Origin of the sequence: Streptomyces yatensis (genome assembly GCF_018069625.1) — a bacterium.
Taxonomy (GTDB): domain Bacteria; phylum Actinomycetota; class Actinomycetes; order Streptomycetales; family Streptomycetaceae; genus Streptomyces; species Streptomyces yatensis.
This window is the reverse complement of record NZ_CP072941.1, coordinates 9,066,120-9,086,439: the sequence shown is the minus strand read 5'-3', so window position 1 is coordinate 9,086,439 and position 20,320 is coordinate 9,066,120. Positions and strand designations below refer to the sequence as shown.

The window sequence follows — 20,320 nt, the reverse complement described above, 5'->3', positions numbered from 1 at the left end:
GGGCCGCTGCCATACGCGCTAGTGGGGCGCCCCGAGCGTGCCGAAGCCGCCCGCGAAGTGGAGCAGCGGCCGGCACTCCGTCCGGTGGTCGCAGTAGCGGACGTCACCCACGAAGATGGTGTGATCGCCGCCGGGGAGCGCCTCGGCGACATCGCACACGATCACCGCGATGGCGTCCTTGAGCACGGGCACACCGTGGTCGTCGAAGGTCTCGACGCCCGCGAACTTGTCCGGCTTGGAGGCGGCGAAGTTGCGCGCCAGGGCCTCGCTGTCCTCGCCGAGGACGTTGACGGCGAAGCGGCCGTGCCCGGCGATCGCGGTGCGGGTGTACAGGTGGTTGGCGATGCACACGAGCAGCTGGAGCGGGTCCAGGGAGAGGGCGGATACGGCGCTGGCCGTCATGCCGATGGGTGTGTCTCCTGAGCGTGTGGTGATCACGCTGACGCCCGTGGCGAGCCGGCTCATCGTGGCTCGGAAACCGACCGTGATGTCGAGGGTTTCAGTCATCGGGGGACCTCCGTGAGAGTGGGGCTGGACCCTGGTGCCTGCCGAGCAGTGTGTGTCGCGGGCTGTTAACACCGGCGAAATCGGTTCGTGGGCCGGAGGCCACCGGGCGTCCACGCGGGCTGCCCGCTCATCGGCGCAGCCGGTCGACCAGGCGTCTGAGATCGGCGGACGGCGCCACGCCCAGCTCCTCCATGACGCGCAGATAGCCTCGGTACAGGTCGAGCAGTTCATCGTCCGAGCCGGCCGCCTCGGCGGCGCACAGGGCGACCCGCCAGGCCTGTTCCCGGTAGGGGTCGCCGTCCAGCACCTGGCGTGCCAGCCGGCGGGCCTCCCGGACGCGGCCGAGGTGCAGCGCCACGGTCGCCGCGTCCACGCGGGCCCGCAGGAGGGCGGCGTCGAGTTCGGCGCGCCGGGTGTCGAGCCATTGCGTCGAGAGGGAGTCGAAGTAGGAGCCGCGTTCGGCGATCTCCAGGGCACGCCCGAGGGTGTCCCACCGGTGCTCGCCGTCCTGCCGCGCGGCTTCCGCCAGCAGCCGCTGGAGGGTTCCCGAGGCGCTGATGACGGCGGAGGCCGGTGTCAGCCGGTACACATCCGCGTCCTGGAGAAGCGACAGCCCGTCGGGCAGCACCTCGCGCAGCCGGTAGACGGCCTGCCGGAGGTAGCTGCGCCCGGTGGTGTCGCTCCGTCCGGGGAACAGCGCCTCCACCAGCGCCCGGCGTCTGGCGCTCGCCGCGGGCTGGTGCAGCAGATAGGCGAGCAGTTCGACGCTCTTGGCCAGCCGCGGGTGGATCTCCCGCCCGTCGACGGCCAGCCGCACCGGGCCGAAGTCCTCGAGGGTCAGCCGGGGTACGGCGCCCCCGATCACCGGCCTGGCGGTGGCGAGCGCGGACACGAGCTCGTGCCAGCGTGAGGAGTGGGTGGGTTCCGCGTCGGCCCGCCGCACGGCGACGGAGGGCATGTCCTCCAGCGCCTGCACCAGGAGATTGCGGGGCCCTTGGGTGGTGGCGACCTCCAGCGCCAGATCGGCGGCGGCGTCCGCGCCGTCCTCGTCGCCGGTGCGCCACAGCGCTTCGCTCAAGTAGACGGCCGCCGTGGGGAGTTCGACCCGTCTGCCGCCCGTGCGCATGGTGGAGACCGCGGTGGTGAGGTGGGGCACGGCCTCGTGGTCCCGGCCGGCCAGCAGCAGCTCCAGACCTCGCCAGGTGCCGGCCAGTTCCGCGGTGAACGCGTAGCGCGCGCACCCTCGGCGCTCCGCCTCGGCCAGGGCCCGGCCCGCTCGTGGCAGATCGCGGTCCAGACGCAGGGCCAGCTTCGCCTCCAGGAGCAGGCTGAGGATCTCGTACACCCGGGATCCGGTCGAGGCGATCCGCTGTCGCCCGGCCAGCAGCGCGGGCCACGTCTCGTCCCGGCGTCCGAGGTCCGCCATCAGCTCGGCGGCCTCGAAGGCGGCCAGCCAGACGGGCCCCGGCGCGTCTCCTACCGCCGCGTACGCCTCCTCCGCCTGGGAGATACGTCCTTCGGCGCGCAGCGCCGCGACCGTCCATGACGTGCCCGCCACCTTCCGCCAGGCGCCGGACATGCTGTCCCGCAGTTCGCGCAGGTGCCCGGAGCGGTAGGCGATGCGCATCACCATGGCTTCGAGGGGGCCCGCGACCCGGTCGAGGAGGTCCGGGGCGAGCTGGGGTGTGCTGTTGTCCGCCAGGGCCAGCACGGCCGCCGCGATGTCGCGGGGGTCTCCCGGCGGCATGACGTCCAGGATCTCGCGCGCCCCGTCGATCCTGCCGACGTGCCACAAGCACCACACCAGCAGGGCCAAGTCCTCGTCGCCGCCCGGCTGTTCGGCGAGCGCGCCCCACCACGCACGACCGTGGTGGTCGGCCAGCTGCGCGCCCCGCCAGCACTGTTCGAGCCCCAAGGCGACGCGGAGCGCCGCCGAGGCCAGGCTCGGGGTGGGCGCCGGGCGCATGCGGTCGAGCCAGCTCTCGGCGGTCGTCAGGTCGAATCGCCCCAGGACCTCGGGCAGGGCCCGTTCCGCCACGTCCCGGGCGGCGGCGGTGTCGCCGCTCATGAGCAGCTCGGACACCGCGTCCTCATGCCGCCCCCTGCCCTGGAGCAAGGTGGCGTATCCCCGGCGCAACACCCGCAGGGTGTCCGCGTCCAGGCCCTCGATCTCACGCTGGAGATGGTGGCGGAACCGCGGCAGGGCGACCATCCGGCTCCCGTCGGAGGACCAGCTCAGCGGCAGCCGCCGGCCGCGGAGGGCGGCCAGCGTCCGGTCCGGCGAGGCCAGTCCGAGCGCGTTCGCCCGCTCGGCCGTCACCCCGTCGTCCAGCAGGCTGGTGCGCACCAGCAGTGCTGTCTCCGCGGGCGTGAGCTGGGTCAGCAGGTCGGCCGCGAGACACCCGTGCTGTACGGCGGAGGCCGAGGCGTCGGCGCCCCACCAGTCGTACAGGACTCCGCCGACCCATCCGCCCGTCGCCTCGACCAGCCGGGACGGGTCGTCGGCCCGGTCGACGGCCCGCAGGGCCTCGGTGGCCTCGGCCACGTCGAAGGCCAGGTCCCGGTCCTCGAGGAAGGCGACGCGATGGACATCGCCGAGGACTCCTTTGAGGCCCGGGGGCAGCTCCACGCGCGAGATCAGGACCAGCCGCGGCCCGTCCGGCAGGCTCCCGGCCAGGGCGTCGAGCAGCCCCTGCGCACCGGGAAGCCCACCGATCGTCTCCGCGCGGTCGAGCACCAGCACCAGTTCGGTGCCGGCGAGCGCCCGGGCGAGCAGGAGGCCGATCTCCGACGCCGAGAGTCCCCGCGCCGGCGCGTCGGTGAGTGCGGCGGCCGCGGCCGGCGCATGGGGCTCGACGGCCGCCCGCAGACGGCACGTCAGCGCCTCGGCACCGGGATCGACATGGCCGGGCATCCCGGCGAGCGATACCCAGGCGACCGGTCCGGACAGCGCCTGGGCCGCCTGGACCGCGGCGGTCGTCTTGCCCGACCCCGCCGAGGCGGCCATGACCAGTACCGGGTTTTGGTCCAGCAACCGGTGGATGCTCCGGACCAGCCTCGGCCGGGGGATGACATGACCGGGCAGCCGAGGCAGGCCACCACCCGCCTCGCCCGGGTCGTTGCTCCTCATGGATGACCGCCTCTCGACGGTGTGCCCGCTCGCCGAAGTCAGTCCGCCGTGCGGGGTTCGAGAACGAAGGTGTGCCGCAGCAGGGTGTACGGCTCGTCGGTCAGCTCGCTGCAGGGCCCGGCGTCGGCCGCGTAGGTGTCATAGGACTCGACCAGCGACTCCTTGACCCCGAACACCGGGTCCGCGTCCAGGTACGGGTCGTCCGACGGGAAGAGCATGGTGGTCACGCGCTGGAATCCCGGCGCCTCGATCAGCAGGTGCACATGGGCGGGACGCATGAGCGACCTGCCGGTCGCGCTCATGAGCTCGCCGACCGGGCCGTCACCGGGGATCGGGTAGCTGGACGGGCGAATGGAGCGGAAGCCGAAGTGTCCGCTCTCGTCGGTCCGGAACAGCGCGCGCATGGCCGGGTCGACCTGGCCGGGCACATCCACGTCGTAGTGGCCGTCCGCGTCACTGTGCCAGACGTCCACCGCGGCGCCCTCCACCGGCGCTCCCGCACGGTCCACGACCCGTCCCTCGAAGAACAGCGGGGTGCCGGGCAGACCGCCGGAGATGTCGGCGGCGTCGGCGTGCCGCGGCCGGTCCTCCCGGAAGAAGGGGCCCAGGACGCTGTTCTGGGTGGCTTCCGTGGGGCGCTGATTGCTCAGGGCGTCGACCAGCATGGTGATGCCCAGCACGTCGGACAGCAGGATGAACTCCTGGCGCGTGGACGTGCACTTCTGCCCGGTGCGGGTCAGGAAGTCGATGCCCCGGGCCCACTCCTCCTCCGTCAGGTCCACATCACGGACGAAGTCGTGGAGATGGCGCACCAGTGATTCCAGGATCTTGGCGACGCGGGGGTCCTCGGTGTCCCGCATGGTCGAGATCATGGCCTCGGTGATGGTGTCGCTCGTCAGATCACGCATGCGCGCTCCCGTGGTGGTTGAGTGTTCGCTGACGGAGTGGGTCGCAGAGTTGTTCGTCGCCGGGTGAGTTCATGGCGTCTCGCCGGCCCAGGCGCGGGTCAGGAGGGCACGTACCGCGTCCCGTTCCACCGGTCGCGGATTCCAGTAGCCGTCCCGCACGATGAGGTCGGCCGCCTGCTCGATCCCCGATTCCGGCATGCCGAGGTCCCGCAGCGCCCTGGGGGCGCCGAGCCTTCCGGCGAAGTCGAAGAGGCCGCTCGCGGCGTCGTCCCAGGCCAGCGCCCAGGCGATGCGTGCCATGGCCTCGGGGGCCGCCGACCGGTTGTAGGCGACCACATGCGGCAGCACGACCGTATGGGTTTCGGCGTGCGGAAGCCCGAAAGTGCCGCCCAGCACATGGCACACCTTGTGGTGCAGGGCCATGCCCACCGTGCCGAGGCAGGTGCCGGCCAGCCACGCGCCGTACAGCGCGTCCGCCCGCGCCTCGGCGTCGTCCGGGCGCCACGCGACGACCGGAAGGGATCGCGTGAGGGAGTCGAGCGCCTCGCCGGCCATCAGGAAGGCGACCGGGTCGCGGTCCTGTGCGTAGAGGGCCTCCACGGCGTGCGCCATCGCGTTGATGCCGCTGACCACCGATATCGCCGCGGGAAACGTGAGCGTCAGGTCGACGTCGTACACCACCGTCCTGACCAGCACTTCCGGCAGTCGGCGGGTGGTCTTCTTATGGCCTTCGGTCTCTCCGAGGATCGGTGTCATCTCGGAACCGGCATAGGTCGTGGGCAGCGCCAGCTGCGGAAGACCGGTCCGTACGGCGATCGCCTTGCCGAGACCGATGGTCGATCCGCCGCCGATGGCGAGCACGCAGTCCGCTTCCACGGATTCGGCGTACGCGACCGCCTTCTCGGTGACCTCGACGGGGGTGTGCGGTGCCGCCTCGGTGAACGTGCCGACCGCCGCGGCTCCCAGCAGCTCGCGGATCTTCGATGCCTGGTCCACTTGGCCAGGGGTGCACAAAATGAGCACCCGACCGCATCCGAGGGCATCGACCTCCTCAGGGATACGGCTGCGTGTACCGCTGCCGAAAACCACCTTGGTGATCTGTCCCCGATGCACGAATGTCTTCATCAGAATTTCCTCGGTCCCGCCGCTCCTCGGTTTATGGATGAAGCCTCGGCACTGGGATCTCGCGCGTCAATGGATTCGATGGGCGATAGCGGGAAGCGACGTGGAAATACCGTGTTCAGGCGACCGTTACCGACACGGTGGCCGCGGTGCCCTGACCGATATCACTCATCTGCGGGATGTCCGGGACCCGCCGCCCCGGCCGAATACTTGAGATTGCCTTTCGGAAGCAGCGTCCGATGGATCCATATTGGCCAAGGGTGGAGTAGAAAAGATGGATAAAGTGGTCGCCACGGCCCTGGAGGCGGTGGCGGATGTGCCGGATGGTGCGTCATTGGCGGTGGGCGGATTCGGTTTGAGCGGTGTGCCGAACGTGTTGATCCAGGCGCTGTTCGAGCGGCGCGTCGGCGGCCTGTCGGTCGTCTCGAACAACTGCGGGGCGCTGGAGTCGGGTCTGGCGGTGCTGCTGGCGGCGGGCCGGATCGGGCGGGTGACCGGCTCGTACATCGGGGCGAACAAGGAGTTCGCGCGGCAGTATCTGGCCGGGGAGCTGGAGGTGGAGATGATTCCGCAGGGCACCCTGGCCGAGCGGCTGCGGGCCGGCGGTGCGGGGATCCCCGCCTTCTACACCCCGGCCGGGGTCGGCACCCAGGTCGCGGAGGGCGGACTGCCCTGGCGGTACGACGGCTCGGGCGGGGTGGCGCTGGCCTCACCGGCCAAGGAGGTGCGGACCTTCGACGGGGTCGCGTACGTACTGGAGCGCGGAATCCGCACCGACTTCGCGCTGGTACGGGCGGCGAGGGGAGACCGCCACGGCAACCTGGTCTTCGGCAAGTCCGCCCGCAACTTCAACCCGCTGGCCGCGATGGCGGGCAAGGTGACCATCGCGGAGGTGGAGGAGCTGGTGGAGCCGGGCGCGATCGACCCCGACGCGGTGCATCTGCCGGGGATATTCGTGCAGCGGGTGGTGGCCCTCACCGCGGAGCAGGCGGCGGACAAGAAGATCGAGCGGCGCACGGTGTCCGTGCCCGCGGCGCGAGGGTCGGTGAGCGGCTGATGGCCTGGAACCGTGAGGAGATGGCCGCCCGGGCCGCGGGTGAGCTGGCGGACGGCCAGTACGTCAATCTCGGCATCGGGCTGCCCACGCTGATCCCCAACCATCTGCCCGAGGGCGTGGAAGTGATCCTGGAGTCGGAGAACGGGATCCTGGGCACCGGCCCCTACCCCGGCGCGGAGCAGGTCGACCCCGACCTGATCAACGCGGGCAAGGAGACCGTGACGGTGCTGCCGGGCGCCTCCTTCTTCGACTCGGCGCTGTCGTTCTCGATGATCCGCGGCGGCCATATCGATGTGGCGGTGCTGGGCGCGATGCAGGTCTCCGCGCGGGGGGACCTGGCCAACTGGGCGATCCCCGGGAAGATGATCACGGGGATCGGCGGGGCGATGGACCTGGTGCACGGCGCCCGCACGGTCATCGTCGTGATGACACACACCGCCAAGGACGGCTCGCCGAAGATCCTCGCCGAGTGTGCGCTGCCGCTGACCGGGCAGCGCTGTGTGAACCGGATCATCACCGACCTCGGCGTCCTCGACATCACCGACGCGGGCCTGGTGCTGGTCGAGTGCGCGCCGGGCGTCGCCGTCGAGGAGATCGTCGCCAGGACCGGCGCCGAACTGACCGTCGCGGAGGGCCTGCAGTGAAGAACGTGTACATTGCCGACGCCGTGCGCACCCCGACCGGGCGCTACAACGGCGGCCTGGCCTCGGTGCGCCCCGACGATCTGGCGGCCCACGCCATCCGCGAAATCCTCGTCCGTACCCCCCAGTTGGACCCCGCGCGCATCGCGGACGTGTACCTCGGCAACGCCAACGGCGCCGGTGAGGAGAACCGCAACGTCGGCCGCACGGCCGCGCTGCTGGCCGGTCTGCCCACCTCGGTGCCGGGCGTGACGGTCAACCGGCTGTGCGCCTCCGGTCTGGAGGCGGTCGTTCAGGCCGCCCGGGCCATCGCCGTCGGCGACGCGTCCATCGCGGTCGCCGGGGGCGTGGAGTCGATGACCCGGGCTCCGTATGTGCTGCCCAAGAACGACCGGCCGTTCCCGGCCGGCCACGCCGAACTGCACTCGACCACCCTGGGCTGGCGCATGGTCAATCCGCAGATGCCCCCGCGGTGGACCATCCCGCTCGGGGAGTCGGCCGAACTCATCGCCGACAAGCACACGATCAGCCGCGCGCGGCAGGACGAGTTCGCCCTCGACAGCCACCGCAAGGCCGCCCGCGCCCAGGCCCGGGAGCTGTTCGACGCCGAACTCGCCCCCGTGCCGGTCCGGCAGCGCAAGGGCGACCCGCGCCTGTTCGCGGCCGACGAGTCCGTCCGCCCGGACGCCTCCCTGGAGGCGATGGCCAAGCTCAAGCCGTCCTTCCGGACCGAGAACGGCACGGTCACCGCGGGCAACGCCTCCCCGCTCAACGACGGCGCGGCCGCCCTGCTCCTGGTCGACGAGGAGGGTCTGCGGGCCACCGGCCGCGAGCCGCTGGCCCGGGTCTCGGCCACCGGAGTGTCCGCGATCGACCCGGACTACTTCGGCCTCGCCCCCGTCGAAGCCGTCCACCGGGCCCTGGCCAAGGCCGGCCGGACCTTCGCCGATCTCGATGTGCTGGAGCTGAACGAGGCCTTCGCCGCACAGGTCCTCGGATGCGTGGCCGAATGGCCCGAGTTCGACCCGGCGATCCTCAACCCGCAGGGTGGCGCCATCGCCCTCGGGCACCCACTCGGCGCCTCCGGCGCCCGCCTCGCCGGAACCGTCGCCCACCAACTGGCCCGGCGTGGCTCCGGAACCGGCATCGCGACCCTGTGCATCGGCGTGGGCCAGGGCCTCGCGCTGGTCCTCGAACGCTGAACCGGACCCGCCCGCCTCTCCGCCGCCCCGCCGCGCGTCCATGCCGCGCACGTCGCCGCCTTGACAGCGCGGGGGCGCGTCACCACGATGGAAACTATGGAAACGAATCGAGTTTCTGCAGTTTCCAAGCGTGTTTCCGAACGCGTTTCCGAGCGCGTTTCCGAGCCGGCTTCCGAACGCGTTTCCGAGCGCGACGAGCGGCGTGCCGAGGTGATCGTGGAGGCGGCCGGCCGGCTGTTCTTCGCGCCGGGCTTCGCGCGGGTGAGCATGGACGAGCTCGCTCGTGAGCTCGGGATGAGCAAGAAGACGATCTACCGTCACTTCCCGGACAGGCGCAGCCTGGTGGCCGCGGTGCTGGATCGGCAGTTCGCGGCGGTGGAGCGCACGCTGGCGGCGGCCGAGGACTCACCGGGCCAGCCGTTCGAGGTGCGGGTGCAGCGGTTCCTAATCGCGGCGGGCACGGAGCTCGAGCGGATCGGAGCGGCCCAGCTCGCGACCGGGCGGGGCGACGCGATGCTGCGCCAGTACGTGGAGCAGCGGGTGGACGCGGTGATCTACCGGCGGCTCGACGAGCTGTTCCGGGACGGGCACCGGCGGGGGCTGCTGGCGACGCCGCCCGAGCTGCTGAGCGAGATCACCCGCGGCGCGCTGGAACGGCTGCTCACCTCGCGACTGCCGCATGAACTCGACTGGACCGCGGCCGATCTGCTGCGGGCGGCCGTCGACACCGTGCTCCACGGGGCGATCCGCTCCGCACCCCCCGGCACCGGCGAGGAACGACCCCCGGTGGTGCCCCCGACAGGCCGCGACGAGAAGGAGGGCCCATGACCGAGGCGACCGGCAGGGTGGCATTGGTGACCGGAGCCAGCAGCGGAATCGGAGCGGCCACCGCGCGCCTTCTGGCCGCGCGCGGGATGCGCGTGGTGGTCAACTACCTCCGCAGCGAAACGGCTGCCCAGGAGGTCGTGGCCGACATCGAGGCATCGGGCGGCCGGGCCATGGCCGTGCGGGCCGATGTGCGCGAGGTGGCCGCCATCGAGAACATGGTCGAGCGGGTCCGGGCGGCATGGGGCGGCATCGACGTGCTCGTGCACAACGCGCTCATCCCGTACGCGGTGAAGTCGTTCCACGACATGACGTGGGAAGAACTGGGCGGCAAGCTCGACGCCGAGATGCGTGCGGCGTTCGCGGTCACCAAGGCCGTTCTGCCCGCCATGACCGAACAGGGCTGGGGACGCATCGTCTATCTCAGCACCGGCCTCAGCCGCAGGCCCCGGGAGGGCATGATCGCGCTGGGCACGTCCAAGGCAGCCCTGGAGCAGTTCGCCCGGTACCTCGCCCAGGAGTTGGGGCCGCAGGGCATCACGGTCAACATCGTCGCGCCCGGTCCGGTGGAGGACACGCGCATGGCGGATGTGTTCGACGATGCGCACAAACAACGGCAGGTGGCCGCCACTCCAGTGGGCCGCCTGGCCCACCCGGCCGACGTCGCCCAGGCGGTCGCCTTCTACACCGGCGAGGACAACGCCTTCATGACCGGCACCACGGCCGCGGTCAACGGCGGGATGTCCATGTACTGAGCGCGCCCGCGGCACGCGCCGCCGCATGGCGGTGACACGATCAAGGAAAGGCGTTCATGCACACCATCGATCTCGCCTACGTCGGGCGGGGCCTGCACGAGGAGCTGGCCGCCTACATCGCCGACCAGCAGGACTACTACGCCGATGAGGGTGTCCATGTCGCGCTGCGCGACGGCTGCGCCTGGGACGAGGAGCGGCTGCGCCGCGGCGCCACCATCGGACTCGGCCGGGCGCTGCTGTCCCGCCTGACCGACGGCACCCCCTGGGTCGCGCTCAACGTCAACACCCATCGCCCGCTGTTCTGGTTCCTCGCCCGCCCCGGCCTGACCTCCCTGGCCGACCTGGCCGGGCGACGGCTGGCGGTACACGCCCCCCACACCGCACCCGGGTGCTTCGCCCGGATCGTGCTGCGCCAGGCCGGCCTCGACCCCGACCGCGACCTCCACACCGTCGTCCGCCCGCCCGGCGACTACGGTCTGGACCTGCGGGCGCTGCACGACGGCAGCATCGACGCCGCCTACGTCGGCAGCACCATGGCGCCAGAGGCGGTGGCCGCCGAGCACGGCTGGCAGGTGCTGGGCTGGGTCGGCGACCACTTCCGGATCCCCACCGTCGGCGTGGCCGTCGACCCCACGTACATCGCACCGGACGACCCCGCGGTCCAGGCCGTCGTACGAGCCCACCGGCGTGCGCTGAAGGTGATCCGCGAGGACCCCGACACCACGGTGCGGCACATGCGGACGTTCCTCGGCGGACAGACGGCGGAGGAAGCCCGAGCGCACTACGAGCGGTTCATCGCGCCGTATTTCACCGCCGACGGCCAGGCCGACCTGTCCATCGGCGCCACCGCGATCACCGCGGTCGCCGCCGAACTCGGCGTCCCGGCCACCGTCACCGCGGCCGAGTTCTACCGCGCCCCGGCCACCACACCCTAGGAGCCGCGGACGTCGGCGCGCCGCCGCGGTGGGTGGCACACGGGTCTTCGGGGACACGCCGACACCGCCATGGCCAGGGGCCATGGCGGTGTGCGGGAGAGCATCGATTCCGCTGGGGAGATAAGGCGGACGCCCCGGCTCAGCCGAACTGGCCGACCTTGTAGTCGCCGGCCGGCTGCTGGTTGATGATGTTGATGCGGTTGTAGCAGTTGATGATGGCGATAAGGGTGATCAGCGCGGCGAGCTGGTCCTCGTCGAAGTGCTTGGCGGCGTTGGCCCAGGCCTCGTCCGTGACCCCACCGGCCGCGTCCGCGACCCGGGTGCCCTGCTCGGCCAGCTCCAGTGCGGCACGCTCGGCCTCGGTGAAGAGGGTCGCCTCCCGCCAGGCGGCGACCAGGTTGAGCCGGATCGAGGTCTCGCCGGCGTGGGCCGCTTCCTTGGTGTGCATGTCGGTGCAGAAGCCACAGCCGTTGATCTGGCTGGCGCGGATCTCCACCAGGGTCTGAATGCTGTGCGGCAGCGTCGAGTCCGCGAGCACCTTGCTGACCGAGGCGAAGCCCTTCATCGCCTTGGCCGCGAGGCCGTTGCCGTAGTAGTTGACACGGGGGTCCATGGGTCCTCCTAGCAGAATGGCCGTTACGCACTCATGACCGGGCAGCCCGGCGAGGTGTGACACCCATGGCCGTGTGAGGTGGGTCTCCGCGGCCGTGTCATCGCCGTACCGGCCGGGCGACCGGAAGCGGCCGCGCCGCGGGAGCGCGAAGCGAGGAATGCGGCGATCTTGCTCGGGGTGAACACCCACATCACCTTGTGGATGCCTTCCTTCGAGGCGGCCACCGTCAGGAACGTCTCGGGCTCGCCGTCCCGGTAACACACCACGCCCGTCAGGCCGTTGGCCTCGACCAACCTGGGCTCCGCGTCCCGCCAGAGCCGCGGATAGGTCGCCAGTTTGGCGATACGCGCAGGGCCCAGCACCGGGATACGAGCGCAGGCCCGCAGCCCGTTGCCGTCGGACAGACTGGTGGCATCGGGGGTGAGAAGGGCCTCCAGCGACGCCACGTCCCCGGTGCGCGCCGCGAAGACGAAGGTGTTCAGCAGGCGCCGGTGCTCCGCCGTGTCCACGCTCTCCCGCTGCTCGTCCGACAGATGCTTGCGGGCCCGGCTGACGATCTTCCGCACGTAGACCGGGCTGATGTGCAGCATGTCGGCGATCTCGGGATAGCCGTAGTCGAACGCCTCCCGCAGCACATACGCGGCGCGCTCGAGGGGGCTCAGTTTCTCCAGCACCAGCAGCAGGGCCAGCTCCAGTGCCTCCGCGCGCTGCGCGCCCACCTCCGGATCCGCGCTGGTGTCGATGGGCTCGGGCAGCCACGGCCCGATATAGGTCTCCCGGCGCACCCGCGCCGATTGCGCCACGTTGATGGCCAACCGGGTCGTGGTGCTCGAGAGGAAGGCCACCGGGCTCACCACCGCGGAGCGGTCCGTCTTCTGCCAGCGCAGCCACACCTCCTGGACCACGTCCTCGGCCTCGACCACGCTGCCGAGCACGCGGTAGGCGATGCCGAACAGACGCCCCCGGTGCCGCACGAAGACGGAGACGGCCTCTTCAAGGTCCCCTGCCGGGGGACGCGGTTTCAGATCCATGATCCTGCGGTCATACCTCTGAGTAGTAAGCCGTGTGCGTTCCTACCCGGCCACACTGGATCGGGGCGGTCCGCAACCGCATCGCATAAACGAGTGATTCGAGCCGGTTGCCGCTTCGTGCACACCGCCATCACACGGCGCGGCAGGCCGTCGCTTTCCGTACCGCCCGCCCCGTACCGCCGGCCGCGGTGGCCCGCTACGGGGCCAGCGTGATGGTGGTCGCCGTTCCCTGCCGCGCCATCTTCGCGTAGGGGCTCAATGTCCCGGCCTTCTCCAGGAGCGGGTCGGCGACGGCGGGATCGATGCCCGGCCACCTGACGGAGAGGTCGACGCGCAATACGTAGCCCCCGTCTTCCGGGTCCCGCCCGAAGGCCACGGTCGCCGCCACGGAGATCGCGGCGGGGTCGAGCGCGGCCTGCCGTGCCACCAGGCTCAGCGCGCCGTGGAAACAGGCGGCGAGACCGGCGGCGAACAACTGCTCGGGATTGGTCCCCTGACCGTCCCCTCCCAGCTCCGCGGGCATGCGCAGCGGGAGATCCAGGAGTCCGTCGGCCGAGCGGGCTCTCCCCGAGGCCCGCCCATGCCGCGCCGTTCCACCGCTCACCGTCACGGTCGCGGTGTAGACGGGGGCGAAGGACGCTCCGTCGAAGTCATGGTCGGTGGACAGCTCGGGCAGCCGGATCTGCTCGGTCATTGCGTCACTCCGTCGACGTTGGCGGCACACGGCCGGGCGCGAACACCTAGTTGACCGGCGAGTCACACGTGGTGTGACAGTCCCTGGTCAAGCACCACCCATCACGGTGGCGGCGGGAACGAAAGGTGTCACATATCCTGGGACGGTCTGGTCGTAGTGAGTGGCAACCTCTCGACGATCGGAGCAGACCGTGGCTATCACCGAACGACGTCTTTCCACCATGGTGCTGGTGATCGGCACCGGAGGGGCCGGGCTGCGGGCGGCGATCGAACTGGCCGAGGCCGGTGTCGACGTCCTCGCCGTCGGCAAGCGCCCCAAGGAGGACGCCCACACCGCCCTCGCCGCCGGAGGGATCAACGCGGCCCTCGGCACCATGGATCCCGAGGACAGCTGGCAGCAGCACGCCGCCGACACGCTCAAGGAGAGCTATCTGCTGGCCGATCCCCGCACGGTCCAGATCGTCACTCAGGGTGCCGCCCGGGGAATCGACGACCTGGAACGCTACGGCGTGGACTTCGCCAGGGAAGAGGACGGGCGGATCTCCCAGCGCTTCTTCGGCGCGCACACATTCCGGCGCACCGCCTTCGCCGGCGACTACACCGGCCTGGAGATCCAGCGCACCCTCATCAGACGCGCGGAGCAGCTCGACATCCCCGTGCTCGACGGCGTGTACATCACCCGGCTCCTGGTCCACGACGGGGCCGTTTTCGGCGCGTACGGCTTCGACCTCACGCAGGGAACGCGCTATCTGATCCACGCCGACGCCGTCATTCTCGCGGCGGGTGGCCATACCCGTATCTGGCGGCGCACCTCCTCACGACGTGACGAGAACACGGGCGACTCCTTCCGCCTGGCCGTGGAGGCCGGAGCCCGGCTGCGCGACCCGGAGCTGGTGCAGTTCCATCCCTCCGGGATCATCGAGCCGGAGAACGCGGCCGGCACCCTCGTCAGCGAGGCCGCCCGGGGTGAGGGCGGCACGCTGCGCAACGCGCTCGGGGAACGGTTCATGAGCCGCTACGACCCGGCGCGCATGGAGCTGTCCACCCGCGATCGCGTCGCCCTGGCCTCCTACACGGAGATCAAGGAAGGGCGCGGGACGCCCAACGGCGGGGTGTGGCTCGACGTCTCCCATCTGCCACGGCACACGATCATGACGAGGCTCCCCCGCGTCTACCAGACCATGCTGGACCTCCAGATGCTGGACATCACCCGCGATCCGATCGAGATCGCGCCCACGGCGCACTACTCGATGGGCGGGGTGTGGGTGCGTCCCGAGGACCACAGCACCGACGTCCGCGGTCTGTACGCCATCGGTGAGGCGTCGAGCGGGCTGCACGGCGCCAACCGCCTCGGCGGGAACAGTCTCATCGAGCTGCTGGCCTTCGGCCGCATCACGGGCCAGGCGGCCGCCGCCTACTCGGCGTCCCTGACCGCGCAGCCGCGGTCGGCCTCGGCCGTCGCGGCGGCCCGCGCCGAGATCGACGATCTTCTCGCGGCCGACGGACGGGAGAATGTCCGCGCCCTGCAGCGCGCCATCCGCAACACCATGACCGAGCATGCGGGGGTCGTACGCGACGAGGAGGGGCTGCGCGCCGGGCTGGTGGAGCTCGCGCTGATCGAGAAGAGGATGCAGGACGTCGGCGTGCACCCGGACATCGCCGGCTTCCAGGACCTCGCGCACGCCTTCGATCTGAAGTCCGCCGCCCTGTCGGCCCGGGCCACCCTCGAAGCGGCGCTGGAGCGGCGCGAGACCCGCGGCTGCCACAACCGCAGCGACTACCCCGACCTCGATCCCGCTCTGCGGGTCAACCTCGTGTGGTCCCCCACGACCGGTGTCACCCACGAGAGCATCCCGGCCGCACCGGACGAGATCTCCGCGCTGATGCAGGAGGTCTCGACCGAGGGAAAGCTCGTCGAATGACCTCGTAACACTGAGTACCGAGAGAGGAATCCGTTATGAAGATCGCAGTGATCGGTGGAACGGGGCTCATCGGCTCGAAGCTGGTCGGCAAGCTCAAGGCACACGGGCACGAGGCGGTCGCGGCGGCCCCCAACACCGGGGTCAACACGCTGACCGGCGAGGGGCTGGCCGAGGTCCTGGAGGGCGCGTCGGTCGTGGTCGACGTGTCCAACTCCCCCTCGTTCGAGGACGAGGCCGTGATGGACTTCTTCCGCACCTCCACCACCAACCTCCTGGAGGCGGAGGCCCAGGCCGGTGTGGCGCACCATGTGGTGCTGTCCGTGGTCGGCACCGACCGGCTCCAGGACAGTGGCTACTTCCGGGCCAAGCAGGTCCAGGAGGACCTGATCAAGGCGTCCGGCATCCCGTACTCCATCGTCCACGCCACCCAGTTCTTCGAGTTCATGAACCGGCTGACGGACGCGGCGACCGAGGGCGACACCGTTCACCTGGCCCACGTCAAGATCCGGCCCATCTACTCCGACGACCTGGCCACGGCCGTGGACCGCGCCGCGCTCGGTACCCCGACCAACGATGTGGTGGAGGTCGCGGGCCCCGATGAGTTCGAGCTCGACCAGCTCATCCGCGAGATGCTCGCCGCCAGGAACGACCCCCGCCAGGTCGTCGCGGACCCGGGCGCGAAGTACTTCGATGTCGAGCTGCAGGAGACCTCGCTGCTGCCGGGTCCGGACGCGGAGATCACCGAGACCAAGTTCAACGATTGGCTGGTGCAGCAGCGCTAGCCCGCGGGCGGCCGCACGGCGCCCGTCGGCGGAGGGGACCGGCCGTCCCCCGCCACGGGCGCCTTCGCCTGCCCGGCGGAAGAGTGGCAAAAAGGTGCCGCGATACCGGTGCCGGGTGTCACAAGTCGGAGTGCCATCTGGTCACGCAGGTAGAAAGGCTCATCGTCTCACCCGTACCCGTACCTCGACGGCGGCGCGCCACCGGCGCGATCGCCCGAGTCGGAATGGAGATGACACAGCATGCGGCACCATACGGACTCTGATTGCGGCCGGCGTATCGCTGCGGAGATCGAGCGTGTTTCCTGCGGCTCCGGCTCCGGACGTCATGGCAAGTGGCTGGTGGGCCTGCGGTTCCACACCGCCGACTGCCAGCGGTTTTGGCTGTACTACGTGGTGGACGGGGCCTGCGATTCGTCTCATGCGGTGTGCCGGGCCCTGCGGTGTGCCGACCATGACCCGGACCGGATGGCCCGCAGTGGGGTCCGGGCCGAAGCCGATCGGATCCAGGTCCAGCAGATCCTTCGGGACGCTCTCGGCTCTTTCAGCCTGACCCGTTCCTTCTGACGCGTGAGGGAGGTTGCCGTATGGAGCACGCTGACGCGGTGCCGATCGCGGAGCTGCTCGACGAACGCCGGTATCTGCTGGACGTCGCCTACTGGATGCTGGGCGGCCCCCGTGAGGCGGAGGACGTCGTCGATGAGACCTACCGCCGGTGGTACGGGCTGTCCGACGCGGAGCGCCGGCGGATCACCGCGGCCCGGTCCTGGCTCGCGAAGACCGCGGGCGGGATCTGTCTGAGCCGGCTCACCCACCCCGACCGGGGTGCGACCGGCCGGAAAGAGGTTCACCGCACGGAGACCGGAGACACCGAGGGGGTACCGCCGAGGCTGGTGGCGGAGGTCAGCCGGGTCCTGCTGAACGCGCTGGACTCGCTGCCGCCGCCCGAGCGGGCGGTGTTCGTGCTCCATGACGCCTTCGGCATGGCCCCCGATACGGTCGCCGACATCGTGGGGCGCACCGAACCGGAGTGCGCCGAACTCGCCGACCGGGCCCGCCACTGCCTCCGGACGCGGCGCTCACACCCCACGACGCCGGAGGAGCACGATGCCCTCGTCCGCGCCGTCCGCGGGGCCTGTGCGAGCGAGGACGCCGAGCAGCTCGCGTCGCTGCTGTGCCCGGACGCCACGGCGTTCTTCGACGGCGGTGGCAAGGTCCGGACGCTGATCAGGCCCGCGCACGGCAGCCGGGGGGTCGCCCACAGCCTGCTGACCCTCCTGGCCCACCGCCCGCGCACCACGCTGACCACCCATTCCGTCAACGGGCGCACCGGCCTGGTCGCCCGCTACGACCGCCGGGTCGCCGCCGTCATCAGCCTCGATGTCACCGACCACCGCGTCGCACAGGTCTGGGTCGTCCTCAATCCCGAGAAACTGCGCTCCTGGAACCGGCCCCCCGCCCCCGGTCCCGATCACCTGTGAGCGGCGGCGTGCCCGTCCAGCCAGTCGCCGTAGCGGGTGGGGGCGATATGGGCGTCGGCGCCGGGGAGGAGGTCACCGGGTTTGAGACCGGCGCCGAAGCAGGGGCTGCGGGAGTCGATGAACACCCGGCGGTGCTCCCCGGCGTCGGTGAGGACGGCACGGACGAACGCGTCGAGCGGGATCTGGGCGGGGCCGGCGATCTCATGGACGCCGAGGAGGGGGCGGAAGCAGGCGGTGTGCGCGACCAGCGTCGCGACGTCGGCACAGGACACCGGCTGGATCTGGGCGGGTGCCAGCCAGATGATCCAGTCTTCCGTGGCGGCATCGGCGATGTCACCGACGGACTCGAAGAGCTGGGTGGTGCGGATGATCGAGTACGGCATGGGAGACCGCCTGATCAGCTCTTCCTGGGCGTGCAGGGCCCGGAAGTACCCCTCCTCCCGCAACCGCTCCACACCCACCACGGACAAGGAGACGTGGTGCCTCACACCGACGGCGGCCTCCACGGCGAGGAGGTTGGCCGCCCCGCGGCACAGCGTCTCCATGACCGCCTGCTCATCGATCACCAGGCCGGATTCCTCCGTGAGGACCCCGTCGTCGAGTGAGGGCGGTCCGGACAGATCGACCACGACGGAGCAGCCTTCGAGGGCCTCGGCCAGGCCTTCTCCCGTGAGGACATCGACCCCGCTGAAGGCCGAGACCAGATGGGCCTCGTGTCCGTGTTCTCTGATTCCGGCAGCGGTCTCGACGCCCAGGGGTCCACCGTCGTCGATCACAACGACCTTCATGGAGAAGCCTTCCCTTCCTGCGGAGGCCGGTCCGGATGCCCCCAAGACGTCATCCACGGCAGCGCTCACCGTGGGGCTCTTCACATCACATGGACCGGGTAGTGCGCCCGTCTGTGACAGGTGCCGCTGAAGGCGGGGCAGCCCGCTGAGCCTCGCGGGCGGCGGGGCCGGAAGGACGGCTCGCCCATGATCATCCAAGGGCGCCAAAAAAGTTCGGCCGGCGATGTCGAGAACGCGCGACCTGCTCCGTCCCCGGGGTGAACGCGACCACAATGGGTCGCATCAGCACCGAGGAGACACACGATGGCCAAGTACTTGCTGCTCAAGCACTACCGTGGCGCTCCGGCCGCGGTCAACGACGTGCCCATGGACCAGTGGGCGCCGGAGGAGGTCTCCGCGCACATGAAGTACATGAACGACTTCGCGGCGCGGCTGGAGGAGACCGGCGAGTTCGTCGGCGGCCAGGCACTCGCCCCCGAGGGGACCTGGGTGCGGTACGACGGTGAGGGGCGCCCGCCGGTCACCGACGGCCCGTTCGCCGAGACCAAGGACCTCATCGCGGGCTGGATGGTGATCGACGTCGACAGCTACGAGCGCGCCGTCGAGCTGGCCGGGGAGCTGTCGGCCGCCCCCGGGGCGGGCGGCAAGCCGATCCACGAGTGGCTCGAGCTGCGCCCGTTCCTGGCCGAGTCGCCCAACACCACGGACTGCCCTCATCAATGAACGAGGCCCTGATCCGGAGCCTCACGCCGAGTGTGCTCGCCATCCTCGTCCGCCGCGGAGCCGACTTCGCGGCGGCCGAGGACGCCGTACAGGACGCACTGGTCGAGGCGGTCCGCGGCTGGCCGGCCGACCCTCCGCGGGATGCGAAGGGCTGGCTGGTCACCGTGGCCTGGCGCAAGTTCCTCGACGCCACCCGCTCGGATGCCGCGCGCCGCCGGCGTGAGGACCGGGTCGAGGAGGAGCCGGCGCCCGGGCCCGCGCCCGCGGTGGACGACACGCTCCAGCTCTACTTCCTGTGCGCCCACCCGTCGCTGACGCCGTCGTCCGCGGTCGCGCTCACCCTGCGCGCCGTGGGCGGGCTGACCACCCGCCAGATCGCCGAGGCCTATCTGGTGCCCGAGGCGACCATGGCGCAGCGCATCAGCCGGGCCAAGCGCACCGTCTCCGATGTGCGATTCGACCAGCCCGGCGATGTCGCCACCGTGCTGCGCGTCCTCTACCTGGTCTTCAACGAGGGCTACTCCGGCGACGTCGACCTCTCCGCCGAGGCCATCCGGCTCACCCGGCAGCTCGCGGCCCGGGTCGACCACCCCGAAGTGGCGGGGCTGCTCGCCCTCATGCTGCTCCACCACGCCCGGCGCGCCACCCGGACCGCGCCGGACGGCAGTCTGGTGCCGCTCGCCGAGCAGGACCGCGGCCGGTGGGACACCGCGTCGATCGCCGAGGGGGTGGTGATCCTGCAGGCGGCCCTCGCCCGCGACCGGCTGGGCGAGTTCCAGGCCCAGGCCGCCATCGCGGCACTCCACGCCGACGCGCCCACCGTCGAGGAGACCGACTGGGTGCAGATCCTGGAGTGGTACGACGAGCTCGTGCGCCTGACCGACAGCCCGGTCGTCCGGCTCAACCGCGCGGTGGCCGTCGGCGAGGCCGACGGCCCGCGGGCCGGCCTGGCGGCGCTCGCGGAGCTGACCGACTCGTCCCCGGCCTCTCCGAAGAGGGGATCCCCCATGCCCCGCCACACCGCGGTGGCGGCGTACCTCCACGAACGCGACGGCGACCTGGCGACGGCGGCACGGCTGTACGCAGAGGCGGCCCACCAGGCGCCCAACCTCGCCGAGCGCGACTATCTGACCCGCCAGGCCGCCCGGCTCAACACCCTTCGGCGTGGCTGACGCGTCGCGCCCGGCGGCCCGGCCTCCGCGCGGGCT

Annotated in this window: 20 protein-coding genes; 12 read left to right on the top strand and 8 right to left on the bottom strand. The window is 71.1% G+C overall.

All coding sequences use genetic code 11. The features are described from left to right. Window positions 1-18: 18 nt before the first annotated feature. From J8403_RS38080 to J8403_RS38065, 4 genes are all read right to left on the bottom strand, one after another. Window positions 19-507 carry a flavin reductase family protein gene (locus J8403_RS38080; RefSeq protein WP_246586182.1) on the bottom strand — a complete coding sequence of 163 codons (489 nt, stop codon included), beginning with the start codon at window positions 505-507 and terminating at the stop codon, window positions 19-21. Window positions 508-634: 127 nt separating this feature from the next. Further along, entirely contained in the window at window positions 635-3,637 is a 3,003-nt protein-coding gene (locus J8403_RS38075; RefSeq protein WP_211127154.1) for a BTAD domain-containing putative transcriptional regulator, read from the bottom strand. A 38-nt stretch (window positions 3,638-3,675) separates the two neighbouring features. Next, window positions 3,676-4,545 carry a dioxygenase family protein gene (locus J8403_RS38070; RefSeq protein WP_211127153.1) on the bottom strand — a complete coding sequence of 290 codons (870 nt, stop codon included), beginning with the start codon at window positions 4,543-4,545 and terminating at the stop codon, window positions 3,676-3,678. Between the two features lie 69 nt (window positions 4,546-4,614). Then, entirely contained in the window at window positions 4,615-5,670 is a 1,056-nt protein-coding gene (locus J8403_RS38065) for a maleylacetate reductase (protein WP_211127152.1), read from the bottom strand. Window positions 5,671-5,941: 271 nt separating this feature from the next. Between J8403_RS38065 and J8403_RS38060 the strand changes: the two genes are divergently transcribed. The 6 genes from J8403_RS38060 (at window position 5,942) to J8403_RS38035 (ending at window position 11,082) form a co-directional block, all read left to right on the top strand. After that, window positions 5,942-6,724, top strand: coding sequence for a CoA transferase subunit A (locus J8403_RS38060; protein ID WP_211127151.1), 783 nt, complete (start codon window positions 5,942-5,944; stop codon window positions 6,722-6,724). Further along, complete coding sequence (locus J8403_RS38055; RefSeq protein WP_211127150.1) at window positions 6,724-7,368, top strand: CoA transferase subunit B; 645 nt, start codon at window positions 6,724-6,726, stop codon at window positions 7,366-7,368. The genes J8403_RS38060 and J8403_RS38055 overlap by 1 nt, the downstream gene beginning before the upstream one ends. Then, on the top strand, window positions 7,365-8,567 hold the full coding sequence (locus tag J8403_RS38050) for a thiolase family protein (protein ID WP_211127149.1): 1,203 nt from the start codon (window positions 7,365-7,367) through the stop codon (window positions 8,565-8,567). Before J8403_RS38055 ends, J8403_RS38050 begins: the two co-directional genes overlap by 4 nt. Before the next feature lie 216 nt (window positions 8,568-8,783). Further along, window positions 8,784-9,395, top strand: coding sequence for a TetR/AcrR family transcriptional regulator (locus tag J8403_RS38045; protein WP_211127148.1), 612 nt, complete (start codon window positions 8,784-8,786; stop codon window positions 9,393-9,395). After that, window positions 9,392-10,147, top strand: a complete 756-nt coding sequence (locus J8403_RS38040) for an SDR family NAD(P)-dependent oxidoreductase (RefSeq protein ID WP_211127147.1) — start codon at window positions 9,392-9,394, stop codon at window positions 10,145-10,147. Before J8403_RS38045 ends, J8403_RS38040 begins: the two co-directional genes overlap by 4 nt. 56 nt (window positions 10,148-10,203) lie before the next feature. Then, window positions 10,204-11,082 carry an ABC transporter substrate-binding protein gene (locus J8403_RS38035; protein ID WP_211127146.1) on the top strand — a complete coding sequence of 293 codons (879 nt, stop codon included), beginning with the start codon at window positions 10,204-10,206 and terminating at the stop codon, window positions 11,080-11,082. 139 nt (window positions 11,083-11,221) lie between these two features. Here the strand turns inward: J8403_RS38035 and J8403_RS38030 are convergent, their stop codons facing one another. From J8403_RS38030 to J8403_RS38020, 3 genes are all read right to left on the bottom strand, one after another. Further along, on the bottom strand, window positions 11,222-11,695 hold the full coding sequence (locus J8403_RS38030; RefSeq protein WP_211127145.1) for a carboxymuconolactone decarboxylase family protein: 474 nt from the start codon (window positions 11,693-11,695) through the stop codon (window positions 11,222-11,224). 23 nt (window positions 11,696-11,718) lie between these two features. Further along, the gene (locus J8403_RS38025; RefSeq protein ID WP_211127144.1) at window positions 11,719-12,726 is read right to left on the bottom strand and encodes a sigma-70 family RNA polymerase sigma factor; all 1,008 of its coding nucleotides are present in this window, start codon (window positions 12,724-12,726) and stop codon (window positions 11,719-11,721) included. A gap of 196 nt (window positions 12,727-12,922) precedes the next feature. Further along, the gene (locus J8403_RS38020; protein WP_211127143.1) at window positions 12,923-13,420 is read right to left on the bottom strand and encodes an Ohr family peroxiredoxin; all 498 of its coding nucleotides are present in this window, start codon (window positions 13,418-13,420) and stop codon (window positions 12,923-12,925) included. A gap of 220 nt (window positions 13,421-13,640) precedes the next feature. Here J8403_RS38020 and J8403_RS38015 point away from each other — a divergent pair, with 220 nt between their 5' ends. The 4 genes from J8403_RS38015 (at window position 13,641) to J8403_RS38000 (ending at window position 17,601) form a co-directional block, all read left to right on the top strand. After that, the gene (locus J8403_RS38015; protein WP_211128635.1) at window positions 13,641-15,341 is read left to right on the top strand and encodes an L-aspartate oxidase; all 1,701 of its coding nucleotides are present in this window, start codon (window positions 13,641-13,643) and stop codon (window positions 15,339-15,341) included. A gap of 35 nt (window positions 15,342-15,376) precedes the next feature. Further along, window positions 15,377-16,123 (top strand): SDR family oxidoreductase, encoded by a 747-nt coding sequence (locus tag J8403_RS38010; RefSeq protein WP_211127142.1) that lies wholly within the window; start codon window positions 15,377-15,379, stop codon window positions 16,121-16,123. Window positions 16,124-16,363: 240 nt separating this feature from the next. Then, on the top strand, window positions 16,364-16,687 hold the full coding sequence (locus J8403_RS38005; RefSeq protein WP_211127141.1) for a hypothetical protein: 324 nt from the start codon (window positions 16,364-16,366) through the stop codon (window positions 16,685-16,687). Between the two features lie 20 nt (window positions 16,688-16,707). Next, a complete protein-coding gene (locus tag J8403_RS38000; protein ID WP_211127140.1) occupies window positions 16,708-17,601 on the top strand; it encodes a sigma factor-like helix-turn-helix DNA-binding protein in 894 nt (297 codons plus the stop codon). Here the strand turns inward: J8403_RS38000 and J8403_RS37995 are convergent. Then, on the bottom strand, window positions 17,592-18,389 hold the full coding sequence (locus J8403_RS37995; RefSeq protein WP_211127139.1) for an SDR family oxidoreductase: 798 nt from the start codon (window positions 18,387-18,389) through the stop codon (window positions 17,592-17,594). The two genes, J8403_RS38000 and J8403_RS37995, sit on opposite strands and share 10 nt — an antisense overlap. 303 nt (window positions 18,390-18,692) lie before the next feature. On the opposite strand from J8403_RS37995, the gene J8403_RS37990 reads away from it, so the two are divergent. Together J8403_RS37990 and J8403_RS37985 are read left to right on the top strand one after the other, a co-directional pair. Beyond that, window positions 18,693-19,112, top strand: a complete 420-nt coding sequence (locus tag J8403_RS37990) for a YciI family protein (protein WP_211127138.1) — start codon at window positions 18,693-18,695, stop codon at window positions 19,110-19,112. Further along, entirely contained in the window at window positions 19,109-20,284 is a 1,176-nt protein-coding gene (locus J8403_RS37985) for an RNA polymerase sigma factor (protein ID WP_211127137.1), read from the top strand. Before J8403_RS37990 ends, J8403_RS37985 begins: the two co-directional genes overlap by 4 nt. Window positions 20,285-20,320: the final 36 nt, after the last annotated feature.